Source organism: Streptomyces sp. NPDC060198, assembly GCF_042728415.1.
Lineage (GTDB): Bacteria > Actinomycetota > Actinomycetes > Streptomycetales > Streptomycetaceae > Streptomyces.
Genome location: NZ_JBHWZJ010000268.1, coordinates 1 through 9,699 on the forward strand (window position 1 = coordinate 1; position 9,699 = coordinate 9,699).

9 protein-coding genes are annotated in these 9,699 nt (G+C 72.6%); 3 read left to right on the top strand and 6 right to left on the bottom strand.

Annotation, left to right across the window (positions count from 1 at the left end):
• Positions 1-44: 44 nt before the first annotated feature.
• A complete protein-coding gene (locus ACFWEP_RS25845) occupies positions 45-1,961 on the bottom strand; it encodes an MFS transporter (protein ID WP_387373321.1) in 1,917 nt (638 codons plus the stop codon).
• Between the two features lie 353 nt (positions 1,962-2,314).
• Between ACFWEP_RS25845 and ACFWEP_RS25850 the strand changes: the two genes are divergently transcribed.
• The 3 genes from ACFWEP_RS25850 to ACFWEP_RS25860 all read left to right on the top strand — a co-directional run bounded on the left by ACFWEP_RS25850 (position 2,315) and on the right by ACFWEP_RS25860 (position 5,003).
• Positions 2,315-2,605, top strand: a complete 291-nt coding sequence (locus ACFWEP_RS25850) for an AbrB/MazE/SpoVT family DNA-binding domain-containing protein (RefSeq protein WP_387373323.1) — start codon at positions 2,315-2,317, stop codon at positions 2,603-2,605.
• A gap of 211 nt (positions 2,606-2,816) precedes the next feature.
• The gene (locus tag ACFWEP_RS25855) at positions 2,817-2,945 is read left to right on the top strand and encodes a hypothetical protein (protein WP_387373324.1); all 129 of its coding nucleotides are present in this window, start codon (positions 2,817-2,819) and stop codon (positions 2,943-2,945) included.
• Between the two features lie 567 nt (positions 2,946-3,512).
• Positions 3,513-5,003 carry a DHA2 family efflux MFS transporter permease subunit gene (locus tag ACFWEP_RS25860; RefSeq protein WP_387373334.1) on the top strand — a complete coding sequence of 497 codons (1,491 nt, stop codon included), beginning with the start codon at positions 3,513-3,515 and terminating at the stop codon, positions 5,001-5,003.
• A 1-nt stretch (position 5,004) separates the two neighbouring features.
• Here the strand turns inward: ACFWEP_RS25860 and ACFWEP_RS25865 are convergent, their stop codons facing one another.
• The 5 genes from ACFWEP_RS25865 to ACFWEP_RS25885 all read right to left on the bottom strand — a co-directional run bounded on the left by ACFWEP_RS25865 (position 5,005) and on the right by ACFWEP_RS25885 (position 9,471).
• Positions 5,005-5,637 carry a response regulator gene (locus tag ACFWEP_RS25865; protein ID WP_387373336.1) on the bottom strand — a complete coding sequence of 211 codons (633 nt, stop codon included), beginning with the start codon at positions 5,635-5,637 and terminating at the stop codon, positions 5,005-5,007.
• Positions 5,638-5,701: 64 nt separating this feature from the next.
• On the bottom strand, positions 5,702-6,469 hold the full coding sequence (locus ACFWEP_RS25870; RefSeq protein WP_387373326.1) for a YqjF family protein: 768 nt from the start codon (positions 6,467-6,469) through the stop codon (positions 5,702-5,704).
• A 67-nt stretch (positions 6,470-6,536) separates the two neighbouring features.
• Positions 6,537-7,661 (bottom strand): sensor histidine kinase, encoded by a 1,125-nt coding sequence (locus ACFWEP_RS25875; protein WP_387373328.1) that lies wholly within the window; start codon positions 7,659-7,661, stop codon positions 6,537-6,539.
• 161 nt (positions 7,662-7,822) lie between these two features.
• Positions 7,823-8,557, bottom strand: a complete 735-nt coding sequence (locus tag ACFWEP_RS25880) for an ABC transporter permease (protein ID WP_387373330.1) — start codon at positions 8,555-8,557, stop codon at positions 7,823-7,825.
• A complete protein-coding gene (locus ACFWEP_RS25885) occupies positions 8,557-9,471 on the bottom strand; it encodes an ABC transporter ATP-binding protein (RefSeq protein ID WP_387373332.1) in 915 nt (304 codons plus the stop codon). Before ACFWEP_RS25885 ends, ACFWEP_RS25880 begins: the two co-directional genes overlap by 1 nt.
• Between the last annotated feature and the right edge of the window lie 228 nt (positions 9,472-9,699).

A 9,699-nucleotide genomic window follows, 5' to 3' on the forward strand; every position in this document is an offset into this window, starting at 1 on the left:
CCGGCGGGGGCGTGCGGGGTCTCACCGGGTGCGGTGGGCCGGGGTCAGGCTCGGTACTCGTCCGCGAGTGCCTCCGGCGACGCCTGGACCGCGTCGGCCACCCGCGACGCCACGGCACCGCCGTGCTCCGGTGCGGCGGCGGTCAGTACCAGGTCGGCCACCACCGGCCGCCCGTTCGACGCGCACACGGCGGGCCGGGCGCGCGGCGCGTAACCGGCGGCGGTCACGACCAGCACATGGCCCGGCTCGGGGGTGGCGGCCAGCGCGTACCGCCCCGCGTCGTCGGCGACGGCCCGGCCGGCCTGCAGGCCCTGCCGGTCGACCAGGGTCACGGTGGCCCGCGCCACCGGCGCGCCCGCCGCGTCCCGCACCAGACCGTGGAAACCGATGGAGCCCGCGACGGCCGGGGAACCACCGGCGGGCGGCGCGGACGCCCCGCCGTGCAGCACCGCGTCGATGGCCACCAGCGCCTCGGCCTCCGCGAGCAGCGCCGCGCTCTCGCTGTCGGCGACCAGCACCGGACGCGAGGACGGGCGCTGCGAGGGCAGGAACGTGGCCAGCACGAGACCGACCAGCACCGCCCCGGTCGCGATCAGGAAGGAGAGCCGGAACCCGTGCATCGAGGGAACCGCCACCCCGCCCATGGGGAGTGAGGTGTTCGCCAGCACCATGCCGATGACGGCGCTGGACACCGAGGTGCCGATCGACCGCATCAGGGTGTTGAGGCCGGTCGCGGCCCCGGTCTCGGAGGCGTCCACCGCGCCGACGATCAGCGCCGGCAGCGAGGAGTAGGCGAGGCCGATGCCCGCGCCCAGCACCGTCGAGATCACCAGGGTCTGCCAGGCCGCGTCCATCAGCAGGGTCCCGGCGCCGTAGCCGACCCCGATGACCAGCATGCCGATGATCAGGGAGGCCTTCGGGCCGCGCCGGGCGGCGATCCGCGCGTACACCGGGGCGGTCAGCATCATGGTCAGCCCCAGCGGCGCCATGCACAGGCCGGCGACCACCATGGACTGGCCGAGGCCGTATCCGGTGGAGGTCGGCAGCTGGAGCAGCTGCGGGATCACCAGCGACACGGCGTAGAAGGAGACGCCGACCATGATCGAGACCAGGTTGGTCAGCAGCACCTCGCGCCGGACGGTGGTCCGCAGGTCCACCAGGGGTGCGGCGTTCCGCAGTTCGTACAGCGCCCAGGCGACCAGGACCAGCAGGCCGCCGGCTATCAGGCCGAGGGTGAGCGGGGCGGTCCAGCCCCACTCGCTGCCCTTGGTGACGGGCAGCAGCAGGGAGACCAGGCCGAGCGAGAGACCGAAGGCGCCCACGTAGTCGAAGGTGCCGGGCGCGCGCAGCGGCGGCTCGGGCACCAGGAAGACCGTGAGGACCAGGGCCACCAGACCGACCCCCGCCGAACCGAGGAAGAGCGCGTGCCAGTCGGCGTGCTGGGCGACCAGCGCCGCCGCGGGCATACCGAGCCCGCCGCCCACACCGATCGAGGAGCTCATCAGTGCCATCGACGAGCCGAGCTTCTCCGGTGGCAGCTCGTCACGCATGATGCCGATGCCGAGCGGGATCGCACCCATGGCGAATCCCTGGAGCGCCCGGCCGACGATCATGATGAGGAGGTCGTCGGTGAAGGCGCAGACGAGTGAGCCGATCACCATCACGGCGAGGCTGGCGATCAGCATCCGCCGCTTGCCGTACAGGTCGCCGAGCCGCCCCATGATCGGGGTGGACACGGCTCCGGCGAGCAGTGTCGCCGTCATCACCCAGGTCGCGTTCGACTGGGCGGTGTGGAGAAGAGTGGGCAGGTCCTTGATGACGGGTACGAGCAGGGTCTGCATCACCGCGACGGTGATGCCCGCGAAGGCCAGTACGGGGACGAGCGCTCCCCTGGGTTCCTTGATCTCCTGAAGCGGACCGGGACTTCCCCCGGTGTTCTGTTCGTTCGTCGTCCGTCGCATACGTTCGCCTTCCGGGCAGCGGCCATCACCGGAGGGACCCCCCAAGTGCATGCATACCGAACGCTTCTCGGGGCGGGGGTATTCCCGGGGTGAGGGTGCTCGAACTCACCTGCGGTATTGGCCGGTTGGGGGTGGCTGGTTCGTGGTGGGGGGTGAGGGTGCGCGGCCGGCGCGGGGTGTGGCGGCGGTGCGGGCGCCCGGGCGCCGGAAGGCGCGCCCGCGATACCGGGCAGGTCCCCATGTCCGAGAGTCGCAATATTGGAAAGTTCGACTATGGGAGAGTCGCAATGTTGCGAATTCCTGGGTAGTCTCAGAGCTGGAACAGACATGGAAGATGAGGTGAGAGGTCGACCATGGCTACGACTGCGTACCAGACCCGCTTGCGCGAGAAGGGGCAGCTGACCCTGCCCGGCCGCGTGCGCGAGGCGCTGGGTGTCTCCCCGGGAGACGAGCTTGAGTTCGAGGTCAACGACGCGGGCATCGTCGAGGTCCACGGACTGAGGAAGATCCGCACGGACCAGACCTGGTTCTGGACGGAGCGGTGGCAGGCGGGCGAGCGCGAGGCCGATGAGGACATCGACGCCGGACGTACCACCCGTCACGCCGACGAGGACGCTTTCCTGGAGCACCTCGACAACCTCTGACATCCAGCCACCTGGGGGCCTATTGCCGACCTTCGAAACAACGGAACGCTTCGACCGTGACGTCAAGAAGCTGGGAGCGGAGGAGAAACGCCGCTTTCTGGAGACCGTCAAGGAACGGTTTCTCCCGGATGTCGCCCGCGGTCAGTTCCGGACGGGCCTCGGGGTAAAGCCCGTGCAGGGAGTCAGGCCGGGTATCGGCAGGCGCCCTGTGATGGAGATGAGGTGGGCGCCCGACGGGCGCGCCACCTGGCAGTACGGCGACGAGGTGCGGGCGGGTGAGCCGCACGTCATCTGGCGCCGAGTCGGTGGGCACGAGATCTTCGATCCCGGTCCCGCCTGAGTGAGCGGAGCGTCTCCGGGAGGCTGCGGCCCCCGGAGACGTCCCGTGCGGAGGTCCCGTCGGACGGAGATCGCCAGAACGGTTGCTACGTTCACCGTCATGACCAGCGACCCCACCGCGTCGGCGGACCCCGCACCAGCTCCCGTTTCCCCGCCCGGCGGCGGGAGGCGCACCGTGTGCGGCGTGGTCCACGGGTTCGGTCCCGACACGGTGGTCGAGGTGTTCGAGCGGGCGGGCTGGGAATCACGCAGCTCCAGCTGGCACGGGTACGAGGTCACCACCGACTGGTGCGAGATCGAGCTGGACCCGCCGAGCAAGCGCGAGACCCTGATCAACGGTGAGGTCGGGGCCGGCCGGCTGGACGACCTCGCGGCGCTGCTGCGAACCCGCTTCGACGGCGCCTTCTGCCTGGAGCTGTACGACGACGAGGGGGAACTGCTCCGGGAGATACCGTGGGCCGCCGCCGTACCGCCCGCTGCCACCGGCGGCTCCGGGGGCGTCGCAGACCCGAGGACCGAGGCCGCTCGCGACTTCGCGCCGTGTACGCGCGGTGCGGAGCCGGGGACGATGGCGGACATGACAGACGTATCCCTGGACGACGTGGACGGCGTGGACGACGTGTCCCCGGACACCCGCACCGCTCCCCGCCGCCTGAGGCCCCGCACCTGGGCGGCGGTCGTCGCGGCCTGCACCGGCCAGTTCCTGGTCGTGCTCGACGTGTCGGTCGTCAACGTGGCACTGCCGTCGATGCGGACCGACCTGGGGCTGAGCGCCTCCGGGCTCAGCTGGGTCCTCAACGCCTACTCGATCGCGTTCGCCGGGTTCATGCTGCTCGGCGGACGGGCCGCCGACCTCTTCGGCCGTAAGCGGATGTTCCTCGTCGGCCTCGGGCTCTTCACCGCCGCCTCCCTTGCCGGCGGGTTCGCGCAGGAGGGCTGGCAGTTGCTGGCCGCCCGTGCCGGACAGGGGCTCGGCGCCGCCGTCCTCTCCCCGGCGACCCTCACCCTCCTTACCGCCGCGCTCCCGGAGGGCCCGGCGCGCGTCCGCGCGATAGGCACCTGGATGGCGGTCGGCGCGGGCGGCGGAGCGGCGGGCGGGCTGATCGGCGGGGTCCTGACGGACCTGCTCTCCTGGCGCTGGGTCCTGCTGATCAACGTCCCCGTCGGTGCTCTGGTCCTGGCCGGTGCCGCGTTCCTGCTCGCCGAGGGCCGGGGCGGCGAACGGCGCCGGATCGACCTGCCGGGCGCCGTCCTCGTCACGGCGGGCCTCGCCGTCCTCGCGTACGGGATCGTGCAGACCGAGGCGGTGGGCTGGACCGCCCCCGCGACACTCGTCCCCCTGTTCGCAGGGCTGGCCCTGCTCGGCGCGTTCGTGCTGGTCGAGTGGCGTACGGCCGCCCCGCTGATGCCCCTGCGGGTGCTGGGCGTACGGGCCGTGGCCTCGGCCAACGCCGCGATGCTGCTGCTCGGCTCGGCCACCTTCTCGATGTGGTACTTCATGACCGTGTACGCCCAGAACGTCCTCGGCTACTCCCCGCTGGAAGCCGGGCTCGCCCTGCTGCCCACCTCCGCCGCGATCGTCCTCGGCTCGAAACTCGCCCCGCGTTTCATGGCGCGTACCGGTGCGAAGCCGATGGCCCTCACCGGCATCCTGCTCACGATCGCGGGCTTCGGCTGGCAGTCCACCATGGGCGCCGACAGCCACTACGCGGCCGGCATCCTGCTGCCCGGCGTCCTGATGGCCTTCGGCATGGGTTTCGTCTCCACCCCGCTCGCCTCCCTCGCCACCTCCGGTGCCGCCCCCGGGGACGCCGGACTCGTCTCCGGCCTCGTCAACACCTCCCGCACGATGGGCGGGGCGCTCGGGCTCGCCGTGCTCTCCACCGTCGCCGCCGCCCGCACCGGCGACTCGGCCACCCCGGCAGACCTCACCGCCGGGTACGCCCTCGCCTTCCGTACCGCCTCCGGTGTGCTGCTGGCGGCGGCCCTGCTGGTGCTGCTCTGGCTGCCGGGCGCGAAGGCGGGACGGGCGGCCGGGGGCCGGTCAGCGCGGGAATGACTCAGAGCCAGCCCTGCTGCCGGGCCGCCCGGGCCGCCTCCGTGCGGTTGCGGGTGCCGGTCTTGCCGATCGCGGACGAGAGGTAGTTCCGCACGGTCGACTCCGAGAGGTGCAGCTGCCGCGCGATGTCCGAGACCGTCGCCCCGCCGGAAGCCGCGTTCAGGGCGTCCCGCTCGCGGCCGGTGAGCGGGCACGGACCCGCCCCGAGAGCGGCCGCCGCGAGGGCGGGATCGACCACGGTCTCGCCGCCCAGCACCCTGCGGATCGCCCCGGCCAGCTCCTCCACCGGGCCGTCCTTGACCAGGAAGCCCGAGGCGCCCGCCTCCATCGCCCGCCGCAGATACCCGGGCCGGCCGAACGTCGTCAGGATCAGCACCCGGCACTCCGGCACCTGCTCCCGCAGGTCGGCGGCGGCGTCCAGACCGCTGCGCACCGGGAGCTCGATGTCGAGCAGCGCCACGTCGGGCCGGGAGGTGAGGGCCGCGGGCACGATCTCGTCCCCGGAGCCCACCTGGGCGACCACCTCGAAGTCCGGCTCCATCCCCAGCAGCAGGGCGAGCGCGCCCCGCATCATGCCCTGGTCCTCGGCGAGCAGCACGCGCACGGACGCGGTGGGTCGGTGGTCCTGCGGCATCTCGGTCACGGAGAAGAGAGTATGACCGCGCGGCGCGGTCACGCAGCCGGTAGGGCCGCCCGGCTCAGGGCGTGGGGATGCCCGCCGGGCGGCGGGGCGGGAGCCCGAACCGCACCGGCACCCCCGGCGAATACAGCACGCTGACCGGATCGCCCACCGGTGCGGGCAGTCCCGCCGCGGCGACGAGGTTCTCGGCGCAGTCGAGGAGTTCGGCGCGGTGCAGGGGCCAGCGGGGGTGGGCGTTCGGCAGGTAGCGGGAGCGGCCGAAGAAGGTGCTGTGCATGCCCCAGCGCGCTGTCAGGAAGTGTTCGAGCTCCGAGGGCTCACCGACCTGTTCGCCGATGCGTACCGCGATCCGGCTGTGCGCGTCGGCGGGCCCGCCCCAGCGCCGGCGACTGGTGTACGTCACCGTGTCGCCCTCCCGCCGGACCTCCATCTTCGACCACACGTAGGGCAGGCCGAACGCGCTCCGTCCGACAGCGACGGGAAGCAGACGGGAGGCGTCGAGCGAACGGAAGACCACGCCCCGGCGACCGTGGGCGTCCACCGAGTACAGACGGACGTTGGTCTCCGGGAAGGAGCCGAGGTACGGGACCCCGGGCAGACCGAACCACCCCACGCGGTGCATCCGGAAGGCGACGAGTCCGACGTACGTGACCCCGTCCAGGGTGTCGGGCCGGGTACCGGCCGGAAGCAGCGGGGCGACGAGGGCCGGGTCGACGGCCCAGTGGAGGAAGGCCAGATCGAGCCAGGACTGGGTGAGTACGGGACGGTCCGCCGTGTGGGGAGGGTCGGCCGTTATCGGTTCCGGGATCGTGGTCAGCGGCACCATCGTGTCAGTGTGCCACTGGCGTACCGGCGTTCGAGGTGACGCCGGACACACGTCCACCCGTCCCCGCTCACCGCCCCGGCTCCCCGGGCAGCTCCGCCCGTACGACGAACCCGCCGTCCGGACCGGGGCCCGCCCGCAGCGAGCCGCCGGCCAGCGCCAGCCGCTCGGAGAGCCCCACCAGGCCCGTACCGCCGTACGCGTACGAGAGCTCCTCGCCGCCCGCCCCAGGGCCCCGGCGCCGGTCGCCCGGGGGTTTCCCGCCACCCTGCTCGCCGGACGGCCCACCGTCGGTGACCGTCAGTACCACCCGCTCGCTCCCGGACGTGACGGAGAACACGCAGTGGGCCGCGTCGCTGTGCCGCACGACGTTCGTCACCGCCTCGCGCACCACCCAGCCCAGCAACGCCTCGGTGCGGGGGGAGACCGGTGGTCCGCCGCGGTGCACCGTGCCCTCGATCCCGACGGCGGTCAGCACCGACACCGCACGTTCCAGTTCACCGACGAGGCTGCCCTCGCGGTACCCCGTCACCGCCTCCCGGACCTCGGTGAGCGCCTGGCGGCCGACCGACTCGATGTCCGCGATCTGGCCGAGCGCCGCGTCCACGTCCCGGGGGGCCAGCCTGCGGGCCGCCTCCGACTTCACCACGATCACCGACAGGGTGTGCCCCAGCAGGTCGTGCAGGTCGCGGGAGAACCTCAGGCGCTCCCGCTCCACCGCGTTGCGCGACAACTCGGCCTGGGCTTCACGTAGTTCCCGCACGGTCTCGGACAGTGCGAGGATCGAGGCCGTCACCGCGCCGGAGACGAACGTCCCGTAGCCGATCGTCCATGGGTCCGACGCCTGGTCGCTGCGCCACACGGTGACGGCCACGCCGCACACGGACAGTCCGACGAGCGCGAGGGTGAGCGCCCGGCCCCGCAGGATCGTGCCGCTCGCCAGCGAGAGGAGCGGGAAGAAGAGCAGCCAGCTTCCTCCGTAGCCGGCCGCCAGGCCGAAGGTGATGGCCGCCAGGGCGCCGAGCAACACGTACGACCCGGTGGTCCGGCGTCGATCCGGAACGAAACTGCGGAAGACCAGTTGGATGTAGAGGGAGTTGAACAGGAGGACGCCCACCGCACCCACCCAGGGGTTCGGGGTCTCGCCCTTCCAGAGATTGGAGAAGGCCCCGAGCCCGAGCAGCAGCCACGGCATCAGCGCGTACGGACCCGGGCCCTTTGGCCACCGGCTCCGGGGCCACCGCCACCGGCCCGGCGGGTCCTCCGCGCAGTCCGGGCCGGGCTCGTACTCCCGCGCGCACGCGTGGCCGGGCCGCTCCGCGCGGTCCGGGCCGGGGCCGGGTGCGGCGCCCGCCTTCACAGGGTCCTCGCCGCACGCCGATACGAGACGACCGCGTAGCCACCGAAGAGGGCCGTCCAAGCGAGGAGTTCGGCGATCGAGGAGAGATGCGGAGCGTGACCGGCGACCGTCGTCCAGCCGAGATCGGCGAAACCGTGCGCGGGAGTGTGGGCGCCGACGGCCCGCAGTGGTCCGGGCAGGGAATCCAGCGGGAACCACAGCCCGCCGATCACCGCGAACCCCGTCATGCAGGCGATGTTGACCACTCCGGTCCCCTGCGGGGTGAGGCGGTAGCCGTTGCCGATACCGAGCAGGGTGAACGGCAGCGTACCCACCCACAGCAGGGCCACCAGCAACACCCACTGCCCCCAGTCGAGTTGGATGCGGTTCACCAGTGCTCCCGCCAGCAGCACCCCGACCACCGCGGGAAGGACCGTCACCGAACCGCTGACGGCCCGGCCCACCACGATCCGCGACGGGGCGAGCGGAGTGATCCGCAACTGCTTGAGCCAGCCGAGGGACTTGTCGGACGCGATCCCCGTACCGACCGCCATCGCCGAGCCGAGAGCCCCGTACGCGGCCATGCCGGTCATCGAGTACGCCCGCCAGTCGTCGGCGCCCGCGCCGCCCCCCGAAGTGTCGCCGATGTTGGTGAAGAGCAGGTACATCAGTACCGGCATCCCCGTCCCGAAGATCAGGAACGCGCCGTCCCGCAGGGTCCGGCGGACTTCCAGCATCACGTACGCGTACATCACCGTGTCTCCTCGGACGTCTCGGCGGGACTCGCGGTCAGGGCGAGGAACGCGTCCTCCAGCGTGGCCCGCGACACGGCCAGTCCGCGCACCGCTCCGGCCCCGGCCAGCGCGACGACGGTCGCGTCCGGGTCCGCCGACCGCAACAGGGCACGTCCGCCCCGGACTTCGACGCCGGTCACGCCCGGCAGGCGGTCCAGCCCGTCGGCGGTGCCGCCCACCAGGTCGATCCCGACGAGACCGCCTCCCACGGCGCCCCGGATGCCGTCCCCGCTGTCGTCCGCGACGATCCGCCCCCGGTCGAGGACGACGATCCGGGCGGCGTTCTCGTCCGCCTCCTCCAGGTAGTGCGTGGAGAAGAGCACGGTGTTGCCGCGTTCCGCGTAGGCGCGCATCGAGTCCCAGAACGCCCGCCGGGCCTCCACGTCCAGCGCGGCGGTCGGCTCGTCCAGCACGAGCAGCCGGGGATTGCCCGCCAGCGCGACGGCGAAGCGCACCCGCTGCGTCTGGCCGCCGGAGAGCTTGTCGACCCGGCGGTCCGCGAACGCCGAGGCGCCCGCGAGCCCGAGGACCTCGCCGATCTCCATCGGCGCGGGGTAGGCCGACGCCACGAACTCGACCAACTCCCGCACGGTCACCCGGGGAATCGGCCGGCCCTCCTGGAGCATCGCCCCGACAAGCCCCGCCCGCACCGACTTCTCCGGGGAGCGGCCGAACAACTCCACCGTCCCCCGGTCGGGTTCGTCGAGTCCCAGCAGCATCGCGATGGTGGTCGACTTCCCGGCTCCGTTGCGGCCCAGCAGAGCGACCGTCTCGCCGGCCCCGATCGTCAGGCCGATGCCGTCCACCGCGCGCACGGTCCGGCCCGAACGCCCTTTTGTCCGGAAGGACTTCGACACTCCGTCGAACCTCACCGCAGGAACGTCCCTACCGCCCCCGCTCTTCCGGTCCCCAACCGAGAACCCGGCGGCCGGCCACGCTGCGGCCGGCCCCCCGCCCGCACTTCCCGTTGTCGTCATGGAGGCGACGGTACGGGTGGCGCCGGGGCCGACGGCAGAGCCGTGCGTACGGCTTCCGGCAGGACGAATGTCACGGGTGCCGGGAAAGGCGGCGGGGGCCGTCCCGGCCGTTCCGGCCCGGAC

Bases quoted from the DNA above. Each gene is read 5' to 3' on its own strand.
- ACFWEP_RS25880 (WP_387373330.1), bottom strand. From the start codon at position 8,557: ATGTACGCGTACGTGATGCTGGAAGTCCGCCGGACCCTGCGGGACGGC.
- ACFWEP_RS25870 (WP_387373326.1), bottom strand. From the start codon at position 6,469: ATGGTGCCGCTGACCACGATCCCGGAACCGATAACGGCCGACCCTCCC.
- ACFWEP_RS25850 (WP_387373323.1), top strand. From the start codon at position 2,315: ATGGCTACGACTGCGTACCAGACCCGCTTGCGCGAGAAGGGGCAGCTG.
- ACFWEP_RS25845 (WP_387373321.1), bottom strand. From the start codon at position 1,961: ATGCGACGGACGACGAACGAACAGAACACCGGGGGAAGTCCCGGTCCG.
- ACFWEP_RS25865 (WP_387373336.1), bottom strand. From the start codon at position 5,637: ATGCCGCAGGACCACCGACCCACCGCGTCCGTGCGCGTGCTGCTCGCC.
- ACFWEP_RS25855 (WP_387373324.1), top strand. From the start codon at position 2,817: ATGGAGATGAGGTGGGCGCCCGACGGGCGCGCCACCTGGCAGTACGGC.
- ACFWEP_RS25875 (WP_387373328.1), bottom strand. From the start codon at position 7,661: ATGCCGTGGCTGCTGCTCGGGCTCGGGGCCTTCTCCAATCTCTGGAAG.
- ACFWEP_RS25860 (WP_387373334.1), top strand. From the start codon at position 3,513: ATGGCGGACATGACAGACGTATCCCTGGACGACGTGGACGGCGTGGAC.